Origin of the sequence: uncultured Amnibacterium sp. (genome assembly GCF_964245895.1) — a bacterium.
Classification (GTDB): domain Bacteria; phylum Actinomycetota; class Actinomycetes; order Actinomycetales; family Microbacteriaceae; genus Amnibacterium.
Genome location: NZ_CAXTOQ010000007.1, coordinates 14,208 through 33,079, shown reverse-complemented (window position 1 = coordinate 33,079; position 18,872 = coordinate 14,208). Strand labels below are relative to the sequence as shown.

Annotated in this window: 15 protein-coding genes; 7 read left to right on the top strand and 8 right to left on the bottom strand. The window is 76.9% G+C overall.

The window, feature by feature from the left end; translation table 11 throughout:
- From ACFE60_RS02265 to ACFE60_RS02255, 3 genes are all read right to left on the bottom strand, one after another.
- Positions 1-1,167: a glycosyltransferase gene (locus ACFE60_RS02265; RefSeq protein ID WP_375387215.1), complete on the bottom strand. Its 1,167-nt coding sequence runs from the start codon at positions 1,165-1,167 to the stop codon at positions 1-3.
- On the bottom strand, positions 1,160-2,296 hold the full coding sequence (locus tag ACFE60_RS02260; RefSeq protein ID WP_375387214.1) for a glycosyl transferase: 1,137 nt from the start codon (positions 2,294-2,296) through the stop codon (positions 1,160-1,162). Before ACFE60_RS02260 ends, ACFE60_RS02265 begins: the two co-directional genes overlap by 8 nt.
- 142 nt (positions 2,297-2,438) lie before the next feature.
- The gene (locus ACFE60_RS02255) at positions 2,439-3,764 is read right to left on the bottom strand and encodes an O-antigen ligase family protein (RefSeq protein WP_375387213.1); all 1,326 of its coding nucleotides are present in this window, start codon (positions 3,762-3,764) and stop codon (positions 2,439-2,441) included.
- A gap of 286 nt (positions 3,765-4,050) precedes the next feature.
- Here ACFE60_RS02255 and manA point away from each other — a divergent pair, with 286 nt between their 5' ends.
- The gene (gene manA, locus ACFE60_RS02250) at positions 4,051-5,379 is read left to right on the top strand and encodes a mannose-6-phosphate isomerase, class I (protein WP_375387212.1); all 1,329 of its coding nucleotides are present in this window, start codon (positions 4,051-4,053) and stop codon (positions 5,377-5,379) included.
- An 8-nt stretch (positions 5,380-5,387) separates the two neighbouring features.
- On the opposite strand, the gene ACFE60_RS02245 is transcribed toward manA, so the two are convergent.
- Positions 5,388-5,852 carry a hypothetical protein gene (locus ACFE60_RS02245; protein ID WP_375387211.1) on the bottom strand — a complete coding sequence of 155 codons (465 nt, stop codon included), beginning with the start codon at positions 5,850-5,852 and terminating at the stop codon, positions 5,388-5,390.
- A gap of 187 nt (positions 5,853-6,039) precedes the next feature.
- On the opposite strand from ACFE60_RS02245, the gene ACFE60_RS02240 reads away from it, so the two are divergent.
- A complete protein-coding gene (locus tag ACFE60_RS02240) occupies positions 6,040-6,654 on the top strand; it encodes a hypothetical protein (protein WP_375387210.1) in 615 nt (204 codons plus the stop codon).
- Between the two features lie 15 nt (positions 6,655-6,669).
- On the opposite strand, the gene ACFE60_RS02235 is transcribed toward ACFE60_RS02240, so the two are convergent.
- The gene (locus ACFE60_RS02235; protein ID WP_375387209.1) at positions 6,670-7,578 is read right to left on the bottom strand and encodes a GDSL-type esterase/lipase family protein; all 909 of its coding nucleotides are present in this window, start codon (positions 7,576-7,578) and stop codon (positions 6,670-6,672) included.
- 56 nt (positions 7,579-7,634) lie between these two features.
- Here ACFE60_RS02235 and ACFE60_RS02230 point away from each other — a divergent pair, with 56 nt between their 5' ends.
- The gene (locus tag ACFE60_RS02230; protein ID WP_375387208.1) at positions 7,635-8,564 is read left to right on the top strand and encodes an alpha/beta hydrolase; all 930 of its coding nucleotides are present in this window, start codon (positions 7,635-7,637) and stop codon (positions 8,562-8,564) included.
- Positions 8,565-8,654: 90 nt separating this feature from the next.
- A complete protein-coding gene (locus ACFE60_RS02225; RefSeq protein WP_375387207.1) occupies positions 8,655-8,831 on the top strand; it encodes a hypothetical protein in 177 nt (58 codons plus the stop codon).
- Positions 8,832-8,834: 3 nt separating this feature from the next.
- Here ACFE60_RS02225 and ACFE60_RS02220 read toward each other — a convergent pair whose 3' ends face one another.
- From ACFE60_RS02220 to ACFE60_RS02210, 3 genes are all read right to left on the bottom strand, one after another.
- The gene (locus tag ACFE60_RS02220; protein ID WP_375387206.1) at positions 8,835-11,417 is read right to left on the bottom strand and encodes a LuxR C-terminal-related transcriptional regulator; all 2,583 of its coding nucleotides are present in this window, start codon (positions 11,415-11,417) and stop codon (positions 8,835-8,837) included.
- Between the two features lie 160 nt (positions 11,418-11,577).
- Positions 11,578-14,124: a LuxR C-terminal-related transcriptional regulator gene (locus ACFE60_RS02215; RefSeq protein ID WP_375387205.1), complete on the bottom strand. Its 2,547-nt coding sequence runs from the start codon at positions 14,122-14,124 to the stop codon at positions 11,578-11,580.
- A 202-nt stretch (positions 14,125-14,326) separates the two neighbouring features.
- Entirely contained in the window at positions 14,327-15,088 is a 762-nt protein-coding gene (locus ACFE60_RS02210; protein WP_375387204.1) for a hypothetical protein, read from the bottom strand.
- Positions 15,089-15,216: 128 nt separating this feature from the next.
- Between ACFE60_RS02210 and ACFE60_RS02205 the strand changes: the two genes are divergently transcribed.
- From ACFE60_RS02205 to ACFE60_RS02195, 3 genes are all read left to right on the top strand, one after another.
- On the top strand, positions 15,217-15,402 hold the full coding sequence (locus ACFE60_RS02205) for a hypothetical protein (protein WP_375387203.1): 186 nt from the start codon (positions 15,217-15,219) through the stop codon (positions 15,400-15,402).
- A gap of 215 nt (positions 15,403-15,617) precedes the next feature.
- On the top strand, positions 15,618-16,211 hold the full coding sequence (locus ACFE60_RS02200) for a hypothetical protein (RefSeq protein ID WP_375387202.1): 594 nt from the start codon (positions 15,618-15,620) through the stop codon (positions 16,209-16,211).
- Between the two features lie 164 nt (positions 16,212-16,375).
- The gene (locus ACFE60_RS02195; RefSeq protein WP_375387201.1) at positions 16,376-18,850 is read left to right on the top strand and encodes a hypothetical protein; all 2,475 of its coding nucleotides are present in this window, start codon (positions 16,376-16,378) and stop codon (positions 18,848-18,850) included.
- Positions 18,851-18,872: the final 22 nt, after the last annotated feature.

Below are 18,872 nucleotides of genomic sequence, written 5' to 3'. Positions count from 1 at the left end.
TCAGGAGGCGCGTCGCTCGGCGGAGCGGGCGGCGCGGGTGAGCTCGCTCACCATCGCCCGTCGGTAGGCGACCGCCGAGTACTGGCGCATCGCCATGGGGGCCGTCGCGGCCGCCATCCTCCTGAACGCCGTCCAGGTCGTGGCGACGCGCTCCACGGCGGCGGCGAGCGCGGGCGCGTCGCCGGGCGGGACGGGGATCGCGGAGGCGAACCCCGTGATCGTCTCGGTGACGCTGCCGGTCTCGCTCACCGCGACCGGCCTGCCGCTGACCAGGGCCTGGACGGCGATGTCGGTGCGGGACCCGTGCGCGCCCGACGGCAGCAGCACCATGTCCGCGTCGGCGATCGCCTCCCACGACTCGGCCTCCAGGGCGTGGAAGGCGACGCGGTCGCCCAGACCGAGCACGTCCGCGCGGGCCCGCAGCGCCGTCCATCGATCCGGCTCGTGCCCGGAGCCGCAGCGGACCTCGAGGTCGACGTCGAGCCCGCGGCCGAGGAGCAGGCCGAGCGCGTTGACGGCGACGGCGAGACCGGCCTGGTCGTCGCCCGCGGCGAGCAGGTGGAGCCGCCCCTCGAGCCGTTCGCGCGCGGGGCGGATCAGCGGCGGATGGACGCAGGAGCTGTGCACGACGACCGCGCGGTCCGCGAGGCCCGGCGCGGCCCCGAGCAGGCCCGCGCGGCTCGCCTCGCTGCCGACGACGACGACGCCGTCCGCGCCGATCGTGCGGGCGATCGCCCCGCGGACCCGGCGGGAGGCGGCTCCCTCCGGGTCGTGGACGTGGACGACGACCGGTAGCCGCAGCAGCCGCGCGTGGACGATCCACAGCGGGAGGCGGGCGGAGGTCACGTAGACGACGTCGGGCCGCACGCGGCGCAGCAGGTCCGCGATCGGCCGGCCCGCGGCACCGGGCTCGCTGAGCGCCTCCGCGACCGCCGACGCCGGTCCGCTCGCGGTCCGCAGCGCGGAGAAGTCCAGGACCGCCACGTCTGCGCCCGCCGCGCGCGCTGCTTCGCCGAGCGGGCCGGGGGACCGCAGGGCCAGCACGACGCGCCAGCCCGCCTCCACCAGGCCGACGAGGCTCTGGAGCGCCAGCTCGCCGCGCGCGGTGAGCGCCGAGTCGGGATGCGCCACCACGGCGGTGCGCCCGGCGGCGACGGCCTCAGTCACGTCGGCCTTCCAGGGCTACCTCGGCCGGCACCGCGACGGGCGCGCCCCTGCGGCGGTAGGCGAGCCCCCGCGTGCTGTAGCCGCGAGCCAGCTTCGCGGCGAGCGCCTGGTACTGCTCGCCGACCACGTCCCAGTCGAAGCGCCGGGCGCGCTCCTGCATCAGCTCGCCGATGTCCCGGAAGCGGAACGGGTACCGCTCGATCTCCTCGATGCGGCGGGCGGCGTCGCCGGGGGAGGCGAAGTAGGAGCCGGCCGTGCCGGCGATCTCCCGGTTGCGGGTCGTGTCCCACGCCACTACCGCGGCCCCCGCGCCCATCGCGCGCAGCAGCGTCGGATCGGCGGCGCCGATCGTCGAGCCGTGGATGGAGCCGCTCGCGTGCGCGTGCAGCTGGTCGAGCAGCCGGTCGTCGGGCACGCCGTCCAGCAGCCGGATGCGGGAGTCCCGGCCGGCGAGCGCCCGGACGCGCGCGAGGGCGGGCATCGGCAGGGGCGTCGTCGCCGCGAGCACGAGCGGCAGGCGCGCGGCGGAGCGGTGGTAGCCCTCGACGACCTCGTCGAGGTGCGCCTCCGGCTCCGACCCGACGACGACGAGGTGGAAGTGCCGCGGCACGATCCCGAGCCCTTCGAGCAGGTCCGTCGGCACGTGCCGCACGATCCGGGCGCCGTACCCGATCAGGTCCGTCTGCAGTGCGTACTCGTCGGCGTAGTGATCCTGGATCCCGACGGCGTCGACGACCACGGCGTCCGCCTCGCGGGCGGCGCGGTGCTCGACCGCGCGACCGCGGCGGGTGGCCGCGAGCTGCTCGTGCAGCCGGCCGTCGATGCGGACCGCGACCGCGGCGCCGCGCGAGCGGATCAGCGGTGCGATCGCGATGTCGGCGGGGTCGAGCAGCAGCGCGACGTCGAACCGCCTGAGCACGAACCGACCCGCGGTCGCCGCCCGGCGCACGGCCTGGTTCCCTCCGCCGGTCTCGCCGACGACCACCTCGTGGCCGCCCAGCTCCAGCCGGCGCCCCACCTCCGCGACGGTGAGCTCGGTGGCCGCATGGCCGCGGGCGCCGAGCAGCGCGATGCGCAGCGGCGGGACGGGGTGGCGGTGCCGGGGTGCGGCGGCCTGCAGCGAGGTCATGGGGTCCCTCAGGGGGGTGCGCCTCCGCCTGAAGGGAAGGAGGGGACGCGGACGCTCCGGGGTGGGAGCGGGACGGGTAGGGGGTGTGCGCCCGTCCTTCGGGCGCGGCGGGTACCGCGCGGGGGGACAGGTGATCGGCAGCCTAGAGCGCGGGAGCCGGGACGGCAGCCCCGTCTTCAGGGGCCTCCGCGGCCCGCAGCGCGGCGGCGGCCGCGCGGCTCCGGTCGACCGACGGCACCGCGACGGCGAGCATGACGAGCAGCGCCCAGTTGCCCTCGATGAGCAGCCGGCTCTCGGCCAGCGCCTGCGTCAGCAGCGCGACGACGAGCAGCAGCGGCAGGGCCGTGTACGGCGCCGGCACGAGCGCGAGCCGCAGCGAGCGGTGCACGACCGATCCGACGATGGCGACCAGCGCGACCTGCCCGGGCAGGCCGACCTGCAGCACGACGTCGAGGTACGCGTTGTGCGCCTGCAGGTACTGCACGCCGTCGCGGATCACCAGCCGCCGGTACGGGTCCACCCACGGCGCCCAGTAGCTGATCCAGCCCCAGCCGAGCGCGGGCCGCTCCTGCGCCTTCTCCCAGACCAGCCGCCAGATCTCGAACCGGCCCGTGAAGTCGTCGCCCTTGCCGAGCACCCGCAACAGCGGGGCGAACAGGCGGGAGGAGCCCAGGCCGACGGCGGCGACCGTGCCGACGGCGACCACCCCGAGCGCGATGCGCCCCCGGCGCCCGAACCGGCGGTAGCCGAGCACGATCAGCGCGGTCACGAGGACCAGCCCGCCGGCGATCAGCACCGTCGCCGAGCGCGTGAGGGCGATGGCGAGCACGTCGACGACCACGGCGGGGATCAGCAGCAGGGGACGGATGGCACGCGCGCGCACGAGCGCCGCGAGCAGGATCAGGGCGAGCAGCGCGATGAAGCAGGTGAGGTTGGCGTTCGCGACGATCCCCTGGATACGGCCGCCCTGGAAGATCAGGCCCTGGCTCCAGTAGTAGGCGCCGGGCACGTTCGCGCCGTAGTTCGTCCAGAGCGGCAGGATCTGCCCAGCCGGGGACAGGGCGACGCCGACCTCGAACAGCAGCGCCAGCACGAGGTGCACGTGCAGCATCAGCCCGAACACGAACACGATGTGGCGCGGGGGCCCGGACAGCAGCACCGCGAGGCCGATGGTGGACGTGCCGATCTGGATCAGGCAGGCGAGCGCGGTCACGAGCGGGTAGTTGGACCAGGCGGTGGACAGCAGGCAGATCGCCGTGAAGGCGAGCACGGGCACCGCCGACCAGGACAGCAGCAGGCGCCGCAGCGCCCGCCGCTCCTGCACGATCATGATCACGCTCAGCACCAGGAGCACCAGCGAGACCGCGCTGAACCCCCACCAGCTGAGGGCGTCGCGCACGCCGTCGCCGTCCCACAGCGAGAACAGGGCGGCGAACGCGAAGACCGTCCTCGCCCGCTGCCGCCGCACCCGCCCGACCCTAGCCGCGCGGCCCGACCTTCCTCGCTGGTCCAGTTGCGAGCGAAGCTCGCCTCGAGACCGCGCTCCCGGCCGGCTCTCGAGCACGACGGCAGGAACGATCCGCTTCGGCAGGAAGAATCAGCCGACTTGTTCCTGCTGAAGCGAGTTCTTCCTGCTGAAGGACTCGATCGTTCCTGCTGCAGGACTCGGAGCGAGCGTCGAGACCCCGCCCCGCGCGCGCCCCGCGCCTCCGCGGGCCGGGCTGCCGTCCGGGCGGAGGCGGTAGAACAGGCGCATGTTCATCGGGATCACCAACACGCCGCGCGACTACGCGTGGGGGTCGACGACCGCGATCGGCGAGCTGCTGGGCAGGCCGGTGTCGGGCGGGCCGGAGGCGGAGCTGTGGCTCGGCGCGCACGGCGCCTCGCCCAGCGTCGTCACCGCCGCGACCCCGGCGCTCGCCGGCAGCTCGCTGGACGCCGTGCTCGCCGCGGAGCCCGCCCTGCTCGGCGGCGGCCGGTCCCGCCTGCCGTTCCTGATGAAGGTGCTCGCTGCGGCCGGCCCGCTCTCGCTGCAGGTGCACCCCGACCTCGAGCAGGCGCGTGCGGGCTTCGCGCGGGAGGAGGCGGCCGGCGTGCCGCTCACCGACCCGGCCCGCAACTACGCGGACGACAACCACAAGCCGGAGCTGATCCTGGCCCTGTCGCCGACGTTCGAGGCGCTCGCCGGGTTCCGGCACCTCAGCGAGGCGCGGATGCTGCTCGCCGAGCTGCAGCTGTCCGCCTCCCGCGACGACCGGCGGCCGATCGCGGCGCTCGCCGAGCGGCTCGCCGCAGGCGACCCGGCGGTCGCGTCCTCGACGGGCAGCTCGGGCGAGGTGATCCGGGACGGCATGCCCGCCTCCGCCGACACCACCGCAGCGCACCGCGGCGGCGGCAACCCGCTGGCCGACGCCGTCGCGTGGCTGCTGCACGGCGGCGACGAGGTCGACGGCACGGTGGTCGCGGTCACGGCGGCGGCGGCCAGGACCCCGCAGGCATCGAGCTTCGCGCGCGAGTTCGCCACCGTCGGGCTGCTCGCCCACGACTACCCGGGGGACCCCGGCATCGTGCTCTCGCTGCTGCTCAACCGCATCTCGCTCGCGCAGGGGCAGGCGCTCGCGCTGTCGGCCGGCGTGGTGCACGCCTACCTGGACGGCCTCGGCATCGAGGTGATGGCGGCGAGCGACAACGTGCTGCGCGGCGGCCTCACGCCGAAGCACGTCGACGTCGACGAGCTGCTGCAGGTGGTGCGCTTCGAGCAGTCGTCCCCGCCGATCGTCCGGCCGGAGGCGACGGCCGACGGGGTGCAGCGGTTCCGCGCCTCCGCCGACGACTTCGTGCTCGACCGGGTGGACGTGGGGGCGGCGGGGGCCGTGCACGGCGAGCGGCTCGCCGGCCCGGACGAGGTGCGCATCGAGCTGACCGGGCCGGCCGTCGCGCTCTGCCTCAGCGGCGGGCTGACCGTGTCCGGCGCCAAGGGCTCGTTCAGCCTCGCGCGGGGCGACGCGGTCTACGTCAGCCCGGACGAGCAGCACCTGGTGCTCTCGGGCTCCGCGGACGTCATGGTGGCGACGACGCCGTAGCCCGGGGTTCAGCCGCCCGCGGCGACCCCGGGGAGGAAGGACACGAGCAGCACCGCGACCACGACCGCCACGACGACCAGGCCGAACGCGATCCCGAACCGTCGCAGGCGCCGGTCCGCGGGCCGCTCCGGCAGCAGCGGGATGCCCACCAGGCTCGCCGACGACGGGGACAGGTCCTCGATCGAGGCGGGTTCGGCACCGGGCGCGATCGCCGTGCCGGCCGTGACCGGGGTGAAGGGCGGTGCGGTGAGGTCGTCGACCTCGTCGTCGAACGGGTCCGCGACGGCGGCGCGGAGGGGCTCCGGCTCGACCGGCGGCGCGGGCGGAGGCGGCGGGGCGGGAGGCGCGATGGGGGCGCCGGGGTCCTGCACCGGGATCGCGCCCGTGTGGCGCCGGACGACGGCCCGCGTGATCGCCGAGGTCGTCGCGGCGAAGTCGCCGTCCTGCGGCGGCATCGAGCTGTGGCGTCCCATCAGCGGGCGCCCCGCACGGCGTCGTCGCGGTGGGGGTGCATGCGCGGGCTCCCGTCGGACGGAGGGGCGAGGAGTCGACCGGCGGGCCCGGCTCCGGGCAGGCTAGCCGCTGACCGGGGCGGGGAGAAGCCCGGTGCGCTGCCGGAGGGGCGCCGCGGCGCGGGAGCCCCGGTGGGAGGATCGGGGCGTGGGGAGCGCGGACGACGGCCTGCACGGCCGGGTGCTGGTGGTGTGCACGGCGAACGTGTGCCGCTCGCCCCTCGCGGCGGCGCTGCTCGCCGACGCCTTCCCCGCCCTGCAGGTCCTGAGCGCCGGCGTGCAGGCGCCGGTCGGGGCTGCGATGTGCACCGTCTCCGCGACGCGCCTGCCGCGAGGTGCTGCGGACGCCCACGTCGCCCGGCAGCTGACGAGGTCGCTCGTCGACGGCTCCGACCTGGTCGTCACGCTCGAGCGCGAGCACCGCGCCGCCGCGGTCCGGCTCTCGCCCGGGTCGCAGAGCAAGGTCTTCACGCTGCGGGAGGTGGCGGCCCTGAGCCGCGGGCTCGCGGACCGCGGCGCTCCGCAGCCGTCGGACGCGCGCGCCCTCGCCGCGGCGCTGCACGGGGTGCGGGGCATCGTGCCGATCCCGGCCGCGCCGCCGCCCCGGCGCCGGTGGTGGCAGCGTCCGGTCGAGCCGGAGGACGCGCTCACGATCGTGGACGGGCACGGCCGGCGCCCGCAGGAGCACGAGCTCGCCGTGGACCAGGTCGCGTCGACGGTGCGGGACGCCGCCACGGCGATCCGGGCGCTGCGCGCCTCCTGAGCCCTCGACGCGCGGCTACCCGCGCTCGAACAGCGGGACCGCGCGCGGATCCGCGCTGAGCGCCTGCCACTCGAGCAGCGCCAGCGCCTGCAGGCCGCGGACGGAGGGATGGAACCGGTCCAGCGCCGACAGCTGCGGCAGCGTGAACCGGTCCGCGTTCAGCGCGCCGCCGTCGTAGACGCAGCGCGCCACCGCGATGCACGCGCCGGCGAGCACCGTGTCGTACTCGGTGATCCGGGCGGCGACCGCCCGGCGACGCTCGACCGAGTCGAACGTCGTCGACTCCGGATCGGCGAGCGCGGTCGCGCAGCCGCCGGCCCGGCTCCACAGGAACCGCGCGGTCGGGTCCGTGCCCGCCACGGCCACGAGCGCGGTCACATCGGGCACGGAGGCGACGAGCACGACCGCGTCGGGCGCGTACAGGCTGATCTGCTGCAGCGCGGAGGTCACCGCGGCGGCGTAGCCAGCGGTCGGGGTCATCTCGCCGAGCGTCGCGCGGCAGACGTCGTTCGCGCCGATCAGCAGCGTGATCAGGTCGGGGTGCACGGCGACGGCGGAAGCGACCTGCCGGCGCAGGTCGTCGACCGTCGCGCCCGACCGAGCGAAGCTGTGCACGGCGACCGGGCCGTCCGTGATCGCGCCCAGCCGCGTGGCGATGCTGCCGATCCGGGGGTCGGTGCCGCCCGCCCAGGACACGGAGGGGCAGTCGCCGTAGTGCGCGCAGGCGTTGAACCCGCGGGACAGCGAGTCGCCGAGCACCGCGACCGTGGAGGGCGGCCCGGTCGGCGCCGGCGTCGGCACCGCGGTCGTGGTCGGCCCGCCGGTCGGCGCGACGGGCGGCGCCGAGTCGGGCGTCGCCGTGCAGCCGGCGCAGGCGAGCAGCAGCGCCGCGGCGACGGCTGCCGTTCGGACGGATCGGCGCACCGGTCCATCCTCGCCGGTCCGGCGGACGCCCCCGCACGGCTTGGCAGGATGACGGGATGCCCGTGCATCCGCTGATCGCCGCCCGCTTCCCGCTGATCGCCGACGTCCTGCCCGGCACGCCCGTTGAGCAGCTGCCCGAGGCTGCGCTCGCGTTCGGCCTGCCCTACGGCGACTACCGGGCGCCGGCCGTCGCGATCGAGGACACGGCGGTGGACGGTCCGCACGGCGCGATCCCGGTGCGCATCTACCGGGCGGAGGACCGCGGCCCCGACGCCCGCGCCCTGCTGTGGGCGCACGGCGGCGGGTTCACCGGCGGCGACCTGGACATGCCGGAGGCGCACGTCGTGTCGATGGAGCTCGCCGCCCGCCTCCGTGGGGTCGTCGTCAGCGTCGACTATCGGCTCGCGAGCGACGCCGTGCACCACCCGGTCCCCGTCGACGACGTCGCTGCGGCCTGGGACTGGCTGGTGGGCAGCGCCGAGCGGCTGGGCGTCGACCCGGCTCGCATCGCCACGGGCGGCGCGAGCGCCGGCGCGTTCCTCGCCGCCTCCGCCGCCCTGCGCGCCGTCGCGGCCGGGCGCCCGCCGGCCTCGGTGCTGCTGGCCTACCCCGCGATCCACTTCCCGACCCCTGCGGTGGAGGACGCGACCGCGGCCGTGCTGCGCACCCTGCCGTCGGCGCTGCGGTTCACCCCGGGCGTCGCGACGGCGATCTTCGCGGCGTACCTCGGCCGGATCACCGCCATCCCGGCCGCGGAGTCGCCCGGGCTCGCGGACCTGACGGGCTACCCGCCGGTGCGGATCGTGGTGTCGGAGTTCGACGACCTCCGTGGCAGCGGGGAGCTGTTCGCGCAGCAGCTCGCCTCCGTCGGCGTCACGGCCGCGCTGACCGTCGCCGAGGGGATGCTGCACGGCCACCTGAACATCCCGCCGACGGAGGCGCTGCCGGAGGTGGGGCGAAGCCTGGACTTCCTCGCCGGCCGGTAGCGGTCGCCACGCCGCATGCCCCCTGCAGTGGGGATGGGGGCGCTCCCGCGCGGTCGACAGGATGGGCACCGACCTTGGGGGAGGTTCCGGATGTCGATCCTGACGATCGTGCTGCTGGTGCTCGGCGCCTGGCTGGCCGTGTCCGTGGTGCTCGCGCTGTTCCTGGGCCGCGCGGTGCAGCTGGCCGACGGCGACCAGCGTCGCCGCATGGCGAGGCGGCCGCAGGTGGCCACGCCGGTGCGCGCTCGCGCCCGCGTCCTCTCCTGAATGTCAGCCGCCCTCGCGCAGCAGGGCGGCCAGCTCGGCCCGACGATGGACGCCGAGCTTCGTGTATGCCCGTGACAGGTGCGTCTGCGCCGTCCGGACCGAGATGCCCAGCCGGTCGGCGACCGCCCGGTCCGGCAGCCCTCGCGCCGCGAGGTCGACGACCTCGCGCTCGCGCGCGGTGAGCCCGTTCGCCGGCACGGCGACGCCCTGCAGCCGCAGCGCCGGCACCTCCGCCGTCCACTGCGCGAGCCGCTCCGTGGAGGCGGTGGTCGGCAGCCCGCGATCGGCCCGCCGCCTGATCGCCTCCGTCGCGGTCTCGATCGCGTACAGCCGCAGCCCGACGGACCAGTACCGTCGTGCGACCGCGTCCACCTCGGCCAGGTCGCCGGATCGCAGCGCGGACGCCTGGTCCTGCTGCCAGCCCCGCGCGACGCCCGGCAGCGTGTCGAGCGCGAGCAGCTCGTCGATCGCGGCGGGGTCGCCGTGCCGCATCGCGGCGTAGCGCGCGTCCCACTCCGTGACCGCGGCACCCGCCTGGTGGGCGGCGGCGGCGGTCTCCCTGGCGAGGTCGATCGCGTCGTCGCGGCGGCCCTCCGCGGCGGCGAGCTCCGCCTCCGCGAGCCGCACCCGAGGGGCCTGCAGCCGCGGCACGGACTCGGCCCGGACGCGCTCCAGCACGGTGCGCGCACCGGGGAGGTCGCCGTCGTGGACCAGCGCGAGCGCGAGGCCCGCCAGGATCGTCGGCAGCTGCGCGTCCCGCCAGAACCCCGGCAGGCCCTCCGCCTCCCGCAGCAGCCGGACGGCGTCGCCCGGCGCGCCCTGCAGGATCCGCACCGTGCCGAGCAGGTGCGCGAACGGCGCGCGGAGGGTGTGCACGCCTTCCGCGACCATCCGCTCGTAGTCCCGCTCGGCCGACTCCGCGGCGGCGCGCACGTCGAGGCAGACCGCGGCCCACACCCAGGCCGCGTCGTGCTCGAGGGCCATGGGCCCCTCGGGAAGGCGATCCAGGGTCCGGGTCACGGGCGCGCGCAGCGCGTCGATGACCTGCAGCGCGCCCCGGGCGTCGCCGGTCTCCGCGCGGGCGACGACCTCGTTCAGCCCGGCGATCACGGATCCGAACCCGGCCGGCCCGCGCCGCACGCGCTCGGCGAGCGCCAGCCCCTCCGTCAGCCGCAGGTCGTTGATGAGCAGCCCGGCGCGCAGGGCCAGCAGGTCGGGTCCCTCGCCGAAGCGCTGCAGATGGGCGTCGAGCGCCGCGAGCGCCTGCGGACCGCGACGTGCGCCGAACCCGGAGACGATCGCGAGCATGCCGGCCGCCTCGTCGGCGCCGGTCCGGTCGCCGGCCGTGCGCTGCGTGGCGCCGAGCAGCAGCTCGGCCTCGTCGAGGCGGCTGGTGCGCTTGAGGTGCTCGGCGAGTGCCACCTCGGCGGCGGTGCCGCCCCCGTGCGCGACCGCGTGGCGCAGCAGCTGCTCGCTCAGCTGCGGCGCGGACAGGGAGGTGAGCTGCGCCAGCTCGACCGCCTCGGCGACCGGCAGCTCCTCGCCCAGCTGCAGCAGCCACGCGCCGCGGGCGATGCGCTCGCGGTCGACCGGCGGGCGGGTCAGCGAGTCGACGGCGGTGAGGAGGCGCCGGGCGGCGGACCTGCGCTGGCGCGCCCCCGCGGCGTCGAGCACCGCCTCCGCCTGCGCCGGCCGGCGCAGGCGGGAGGAGCCCGCGCCGTCGTCGTGGACGGTCCACCCGGCGCGCGCGACGCGGTCGGCGACCTCGTCCGAGCAGAGCGCCTCGGCGACGTCGTCGGCGATCTCGACCGCGACCGCCACCGCGAGCAGCCACTCCTGCTCGGCCTCGTCCGCCGCGAGGAAGCGGGCGCCGGTGGCCCGCCGCGCGGCCAGCGGGGCGGACAGCTCGCCGCGCAGCCGCCAGAGCCCGTCGACCAGCACGACCGCGCCGGTGCGGGTGGCCGCGCGCAGCACCTCCTGCACCGCGGCGGGGTGCCCCTCCGCGACGTCCGCCAGCGCGGCGCCGAGCGAGCCCTCGACCGGCCCGTCGAGCACCGCCTCCGCGAGTCGCGCGCAGTCGGCGGGCTCCAGCGGGTCGAGCCGGGCGGAGGCGGCGGTGCCCTGGCGCACGAGGGCGTGCACCGCATCCGGGACCGGCCGCCCGGAGGTGGTCGCGACGACGACCGCGGTGCCGGCCTCCGCGAGCTCGAGCAGCAGGGCCGCGGAGGCCGGGTCGATCAGGGAGGCCTCGTCGACCGTCAGCACGTCGATGGCGAGCGCGAGCACCGCGCCGCGGAGCACGGCGGCGCGGCCGAGCGGGTCCGCGGCGCCGACGCGCAGGATCGTCGGCCGGTCGAGCAGGCCGAGGAACACCCCGTACGGCACCGTCGACGCGGACGCCGTCGCGATCAGCCGCTCGACGCGCAGACCCTGCTCGTCGAGCCGCGCCGCCGCCTCCGCCAGGAGCCGGCTGCGCCCGCTGCCGGGCGGGCCCGTCACGATCGTGCTGCGACCGGTCGCGGCGTGGCGCACCACCGTCTCGAGGACGGCAGAGCGTCCGACGAAGCGGGGAGCGGGTGAGGGCATCGGCCTGCGGGTGTCGGTGGGCGGCGTCGTCGCCGGGTGGGTGGCACCGGGGCGGTGCCCCGAGGGGGAGCCGGGGCGCCCCGATCTCGGTTCAGCGATCATGCAGTTCCCGTTCGACCGTTGTCCAGTGCTCCGCTCGCCCGGACGCCGTCGCGGCGGCTCACTGCTCGTCGACGAGGCCGCAGAGGTCCGCGCGCCGATGGACGCCGAGCTTGGCGAACGCGCGCGCGAGATGGGTCTGCGCCGTCCGGAGGGTGACGCCCAGCTCGAGGCCGATCGCGCGGTCGGAGGCGCCGGCCGCGGCGAGCACCGCGACCTGGCGCTCCCGCGTCGTCAGGCCGATCGACCCGCCCTGCGACCCGGCGGGACGGCGCAGGTTGGGGGTGCGCGCGAGCCACGCGACGAGCCGCCTGGCGGCGACGGCGCTGCCCGCCTCCGCCGCCACGGACGCGGCCTCGATCCCGTGGAGGCGCTGGCCGGCGGCCCAGAGCCGGACCGCCGCGTCGTCGATCGCGGCCGGGTCGGCGGCCTGCACGGCGACGGCGTACGCCCGTTGCGCGTCCCGGCCCTCTCCTGCGGGATCCGGCCCGAGCGCGAGCAGCCGGGTCGCGGCGGAACGGTCGCCGTGGCGGAGCGCGGCGAACTCCGCGTCGAACGCGTCGAGCCGCAGCCCGGCCTGCACGCCCCGGGCCGCGACGGCCGCGGCGAGCGTCGCGGCCCGCTGCCGGTCGCCCCGAGCCGCCGCCAGCTGCGCCTGCGCCAGGCGCAGCCGGCCGTGCTGCACGGGAGGGGAGCCGATCCGGATCAGTCGGTCGAGGGTCGCGGCGGCCTCCGCGGTCGAGCCGGCGAGGGCCTGCGCGACCGCCAGCTCGGCGAGGATCCGCGGTCGCCAGCCGTCCCGCCAGCCGCCGGCGCCGGTGTCCGCGTCGCGCAGCAGCTCGGCCGCGGCGACCGGGTCGCCCTGCTGCGTCCGGACGCAGCCGAGTGTGTAGGCGTAGAGCGGCCGGTGCGTCGCGAGCCGGTCCGCGCTCGCGTTCGCGTGCAGCGAGGTGAGCGCCGCGTCGGCGACCGGGAGGTCGAGCCCGCCCGCGACCGCGAGCTCGTGCGGCAGCCAGCTCGCCAGGGCGCCGCCCTCCGGGAACGCGCGGGCGGCGCGATCGTCGGCCGCGAACCGCTCGGCGGCCTCGCGGCTTCGGCGCACCTGGCCGAGCTCGCGGAGGCAGAGCGGCACCTGCAGCAGGGCGAAGCCGTCGGCGAACGCGCCGCGCCCGGGATCCGCGAGCGCGAGGCCCGCCGAGTCGAGCGCCTCCTGCGGTCGCGCCTCGAGCAGCAGCAGCGCGGCGCGGACGGCGAGCAGGTCGGCGTGCGGCCCGTACTCGCGCAGGTACTCGTCGAGCGCGTCGAGCGCCTCGGCGCTGCGCCGCTCGACGACCCCGACGGTCATCGCCTCCACCCGGACCAGCTGCACGCGCTCGTCGGCCGTCGCCGCGCCGGGCATCGCCGCGCGGATCAGCGCGATCGCCTCGCCAGGGCGCCGGGTGCGGCGGAGGTGGTCGGCGAGCGCGGCGCCCGCCGGCGCCCCGCCGGACTCGACGGCCGCCCGCAGCAGCAGCTCCTGCGTCTCGCGGGGGGTGCCGCCGCGGTCCGCCAGCTGCAGCGCCTCGAGCGGGTCGACCGGCTCGCCCAGCTCGATCCGCCAGCGCGCGAGCGCGACCCGCTCGTCGTCGGTGAGCCGGCGATCGGCGCTGCCGACCGCCTCCACGAGGCGGCGCAGCACCGCGACCCGCGCGCGCAGGTCGAGGGAGTCGGTGACCGACGTCCTGGCCGGGACGGTCGCGATGCGGACGTGGCCGGCCTCGGTCACCGTCCAGCCGGCCGCGTCGACGCCCTCCGTGGCGGCGGGGCCGGCGATCCGGGGGGCGAGGTCCGCGGCGATCGTCCCCGCGATCGCCACCGCCGCGATCCAGCCCCGCTGGTCGGGCGGCAGGCCGGAGAAGGCGTCGCGCACCTCGCTGCGGACCGACCGCGGCGAGGGCAGCGGGCGGACGAGGTGCCACACGCCGTCGGTGTGGCGGACGGCGCGGGTGCCGACGGCGTCCTGCACGACCTCGGCCAGCGTGCCGGGACGCCCTCCCGTCAGGTCGGCGAGGGCGTGGGCGAGCTCCGCGTCGACGGGGTCGAGCAGCAGGTGCTCCGCGAGGGCGGCGACCTCCGCATCGGTCAGCGGAGGGAGGGGGACCTGCTCGAGCCGGCCGGCCGCCTCGAGCGGGAGCAGCGCATCGGGCACGGACGTGCGCCCGGTCGCGTTGACGACCAGCGCGGTGCCGGTCTCGGCGAGCGCGGTCAGCAGGTCGGCGGCGAGCCCGCCGATCGCGGCCGCGTCGACGGCCAGGGCGTCGAGCCGCAGCGCCTCCAGGGCGGCGCCCAGCTGCGCGCCGCGGCTCGGCGGACCCGCCGCCTCGATGCGCACCGCGTCCGCGCGGTCGAGCAGGGAGAGGAAGGCGTGCTCGGGGGAGGCCGCGGAGTCCGGCAGCACCGCCACGGCGGCGCCCGAGCGGCGCAGAGCCGCCACGGTCTCGGCGAGCAGCCGACCGCCTCCCGAGCCGCGTGGCCCGGTGAGCACCGAACCGACCCCGTCCAGAGCGCGCCGGCACGCGTCCTGGAGCAGCGCGGCGCGCCCGACCATGGGCGGTGCGATCTGCGGCATCGGCAGGCTCCGTGAACCTCGTGAAGCGAGTGAACTGGGGTCGCGCTGAGCGTGACACTTTCCGACGGGTCCGCGGGCACGCGTGCCCGTGTTGACCTGGGCAACCATCGGCCGCGGATCCAGCGGTATCGGGCCGGATCGAGCGGGTTCGGTCCTGGATCGGGCGGGATGAGGCCGATCGGGCGGGATCGGGCCGAACAGGTCAGAGCCGCGACCACGCGGCGTAGTCGCAGCCGGTCGTCTGCAGCACGCGGCGCAGCGCGGCGGCCTCCGACGCCGTGTACCGGGCGGGCGAGGCCGCTGTGAGCATCGGGTGCATGACCGACGAGGGGCCGCCGCGGTGGGCGAGGTTCAGCGCGTGCCCGACCTCGTGCAGGATCAGCGTCTGCCACGTCACGCCGGCGCCGAGGCGCGGGGCGTCGAAGCGGCTCGACAGCAGCACCCGGCCGTAGGTCATCGCCTCGAAGGTCCTCCCCGAGCCGTCGCGGTACCAGGCCGCCGCCGGGCCGCCGACGCCGACCTCACCGCCTCCGGCTGCGCCGCCGAAGGTCCGGCCGGCGGCGTGCCGGGCCCGGGTGAAGGCGAAGTAGATCGTCGGCACGTCCGCGTGCGTGGTCGCGTCGAAGCCGTGGGAGGTGCGGCCGGCGTAGCGGAACCGCACGCCGGTCTGCTTCGCGACCCCCGCCATCGTCGTGCGGACGGTGGCGATCATGCCGGGCGGCATGTCGGCCGTGTCGATGCGGAACTCCACGGGCCGGCAGGCGAGCCACCGCACGGGCTTCGAGGGGTCGACGACCGAGCGCAGCTCGTACCGGCCGGACGCGGAGGCGGTGCTGCTCGCGAGCGCGGCGGAGGCGATCGGCGCCGAGCCGGCCGCTGGCGGGGCCGACGGCGCCGCAGCGGTCAGGGCCGTGAGGGCGACCGCGCACGCCGCGAGGACGTGCTGCAGTCGGCGAGCGATCACCCGGCCATGCTGCCCGCGCCGGGACCCGGTGCACAGATCCCTGATCGGGGGACGCTTTCGACTCGCTCGTCCAGGTCCGCGATCGGCGTGGAGGTGGCTTCCGTCGGTGCGATGCGGGACCATGGGGCATGCGCGACGGAGGAGACGACGGCCGGCCGCTGCCGCCAGCCCCGCAGCAGCCCGCGGCCTTCGACGACGCCGTGCTCGACACCCCGAACTGCCCCGCCTGCCTGCTGCGGATGGAGGCGGTGGCCGCGCCCAGCGGGGAGCCGTACTGGTCCTGCACGCAGTGCGGCCAGGTGGTCCTGGCCTGAGCCGCCCCCTCCCGTCTTTCGGGCTCGAGCAGGACAGAACGTCTTGAGCAGGACGATCCGGCCGGTTCTCGCCTGCTGACGCCGTCCTGTCCTGCCGAAGCCCTCGGGACGGGGCAGCGGGCCGCAGTAGGGTCGAGGCCCCGCCGTTCCCCGCGGCGACGACCCCACGACCGATCGAGGACGATCATGCCCACGCACCCCTTCGGCGGGACCCGGTGAGCGCGCGCTCGGCCGGTCGCATCGCGGCGATCACGACCGGCAGGACCCTCGGGGTGCCGGTCCGCGCGACCGGTCCCGAGCCGTCCGTCGCGGCGACGCCGGTCGCCGAGGGCGGCCCGCTCATCCCGCAGATCGAGCCGGGCGCCGTCATCGGCGAGGGGGAGCGCAGCGGGCTCGCGACCCTCGTCTCCTACGTGCCGACGGAGGCGCTCACCGTCTACCTCGCGGGGGTGGCGTGCGTGAACCTCGTGCAGACGACCGGCACGGGCGGGCAGAAGGTCGCCGCCGTCTGGGTGCTCTTCGTCATCGCGGCGGTCGCGAACGCCGCGTTCGTCTGGCTCTCGTTCCGCGACAAGTTCAAGGACTTCTCCCGCCGCGAGCTGACCGTGCGGCAGACCCGGCCGCTCGTCGCGGCGCTCGTGATCACCACGCTCACGTTCTTCGTGTTCGCGCTGGCGGTCCCCGGCGGGATCGCCATCGGCTCGCCCGAGTGGCTGCCGCTGATCCTCCTGGTCGGCACCGCGGTCGTGATCGGCGTCGCCAGGGTGTGGGGCCTCGCGCCGCTGCGGGAGGACCCGCCCGTCCTCTGACCCCCCTCCCGCCGGGCCGTCGGCCGCGCGCGTCTCGCTACGCTGGTCGTCCACGGGGAGCACGCAGCGGGGCGGAGGCATCCGGTGGAGGCAGGACGGCGCGCCATGCCGCGGGTCGACGGACACGGTGCCGCGACGGCGCGCCGGATGGGAGTGACGCGCCCGTGAGCGGACGGCACGACAGGTCGACGGACGGCGAGCAGTCCGCGAACGTGCTGCTGACCGGTCCGATCGTCATCCGCGGTCTCGGGCGCGGCATGAAGGACGCGCTGCTGCCCGGTCGCCCGAGCCGTCATCGCGCGTTCGTCGACGACGCGATCGACGATGCGGCCCCGGTCGACCAGCCGCAGCTGCGGCGGGTGCTCGAGGACGGCCCGAGCGTCGCCGAGCCCGGTCCGTCGTCCCCCCTGCCGGACGGCCCCGCCCATGCCGCGGCCGGCGTGCAGGTCGCGGGAGAGCCGCCGATGGACGATGCCGACGAGCAGCGGCAGCCCGCCGCCGGGAGCGCGCCGACGCCCTGGTGGGAGCGCGCACCCGACGACGTCGAGTGGGTCGAGCAGCCGAGGCAGCCCGCAGACGAGGCGCCCGCCGACGCGGAACCAGGGTCGGACGCGGAGGACGGCTCCGAGGACGAGGTGCTTCCAGACACGACGATCGAGCCGGAGCCGGAGCCGGAGGGCGACGAGCCGGCCGAGGTCGCCGAGCCGCCGGCGCCGCCGGCCGACGCGCCGACGGAGGACGGTCCTGCCGATCGCGCCACGGACGCGGTCGCACCCGTGCCCCTGTCTGCGCAGGCGGACGTCTTCGCCGCCCTCTTCGAGCTGCGCGAGGCGAACCGCGCGAGGGAGCAGGCCCGGATCACGGCCGCGCTGCCGGTGCTCGACGCGACGACCGACCCGGTCGACGACGAGGCGGACGAGCTCGAGGACGACGGGCCGCGATCGAACGTCGAGCCGGAGCCGGAGCCGGAGCCGGAACGCGAGCCGGAACCCGAGCCGGAGCCCGAGCGGGAGCCCGAGCCCGAGCCCGACGACGACGCGGACGAGGGCAGCGGCGACGAGGGCGACGAAGCGGGGGAGGGCTGGGACGAGGAGGGGCTGAAGACCCTCACCGGCGACGACGGCGTCGAGGGCCTCGGGATCGAGGACGCGGAGCACCGCATCGAGGTGATCGGCGAGGTCGAGACCGACGCCGCGCCCGCGCCGGACGAGCCGCGGGCGGAGCACGCCGTACCGGCGCACGACCCCGGCGAGGAGCCCGCCGACGACCCCGTCCGACCGGTCGTCCCGTTCTTCCAGCTCGACGACTCGTTCGCGGTGACGACTCCGGAGGACCGGGGCGTCGCCGTCCCGTTCGACGCGAGCTCGGCGGCCGTCCTCGCGCCCGCGGACGACCGGGAGGTCCACGATCCGGCGCCCGCCGAGCAGGAGTGGACACCCCAGCCCGAGCGCGACGTGGAGCCCGAGCAGCAGGAAGCCGAGCCCGAGCGGGCGGTCGCCGAGTCGGAGCCCGAGCAGTCGTTCGCCGAGTCGGAGGCCGAGCCGCAGCCGGAGCCCGAGGACGCCTCGCCGGACGCCGAACCCCAGCCGGCGCCGGTGCATGAGGACGGCGAGCTGGAGCGCGACATCGAGCCGGACGAGGAACCGGGGCCGGTGCGCGACGTCGAGCCCGAGCCGGCGGGTCTGGAGCCGGAGCCGGTGCCGGTGCGCGACGCCGCGCCTGAGCAGGAGGATCCGGAGCCGCGGCCGGTCCTCGATGCGCAGCCGGCACGCGATCCCGACGACCACGAGCCCGCCGTCGCTGAGGGCGGGACGACTCCCGTGCCCGCCCTCGGCCGCGGAGCGGTCGGTTCACCGCCGTCCCGGCCGGCCCCGCCGCCGCCGAGGCGCCGTCCACCGCGCGGCGCCCGTGAGCGCATCGGCCGTGAGGGCATCGGGATCGCGGTGCTGGTCGTGCTCGCGCTCGTCTGCGCCGCGCTGATCACCGCCGTCGTGCTGAAGACCCGCGACGACGCCGCGATCGCGGCCGCGGAGGCGGCCGCTTACACGCCTCCGGCCCTCCCGACGCCGGAACCGGCCGCGACCGGGCCCTCCGTCGTCGTCATCGGCGATGGCACGACGACGCAGGCCGCGTCCGGCGTGGCCGCCGCGCAGCGCTGGACGGGCGTGCTCGAGGCCGCGCTGGGCGGCACCGTGACGACCGACGCGGCCGCGGGCATGGGCTACGCGGCGAAGAGCGACGCCGGCGTGACCTTCGTCACGGCGGCCGCGAAGGTCCCCGCGGACACGGACGTCGTGGTGTTCTTCGGCGGGGCCGCCGACGAGGACGTGGCGACGCTCTCGGTCGCGCGAGCCGCCACCCAGGCCTACGCGGCCGCCAAGCAGCAGGCGCCCGACGCCGAGATCGTCGTCATCGGCCCCGCGATCTCGGGGGGCGTCGGCACCGCGACGCTCACCTCCCTCCGGGCCACGCTGAAGAGCTCGGCGGCGATCGCGAAGGCGACCTGGATCGACCCGATGCGCGAGGGGTGGCTGCCGGCCTCGGCGCAGCAGGCCGACTCCGCGACGGACCTGACGGCCGCGGACGAGAGGACGCTCGCCACGAAGGTCCAGGCCGTGGTGCAGAAGGCCATCGGGTGACCGGCGCTCGCCGGCGAACCGT

Bases quoted from the DNA above. Each gene is read 5' to 3' on its own strand.
- ACFE60_RS02260 (WP_375387214.1), bottom strand. From the start codon at position 2,296: ATGACCTCGCTGCAGGCCGCCGCACCCCGGCACCGCCACCCCGTCCCG.
- manA (WP_375387212.1), top strand. From the start codon at position 4,051: ATGTTCATCGGGATCACCAACACGCCGCGCGACTACGCGTGGGGGTCG.
- ACFE60_RS02245 (WP_375387211.1), bottom strand. From the start codon at position 5,852: ATGGGACGCCACAGCTCGATGCCGCCGCAGGACGGCGACTTCGCCGCG.
- ACFE60_RS02230 (WP_375387208.1), top strand. From the start codon at position 7,635: ATGCCCGTGCATCCGCTGATCGCCGCCCGCTTCCCGCTGATCGCCGAC.
- ACFE60_RS02225 (WP_375387207.1), top strand. From the start codon at position 8,655: ATGTCGATCCTGACGATCGTGCTGCTGGTGCTCGGCGCCTGGCTGGCC.
- ACFE60_RS02220 (WP_375387206.1), bottom strand. From the start codon at position 11,417: ATGCCCTCACCCGCTCCCCGCTTCGTCGGACGCTCTGCCGTCCTCGAG.
- ACFE60_RS02215 (WP_375387205.1), bottom strand. From the start codon at position 14,124: ATGCCGCAGATCGCACCGCCCATGGTCGGGCGCGCCGCGCTGCTCCAG.
- ACFE60_RS02205 (WP_375387203.1), top strand. From the start codon at position 15,217: ATGCGCGACGGAGGAGACGACGGCCGGCCGCTGCCGCCAGCCCCGCAG.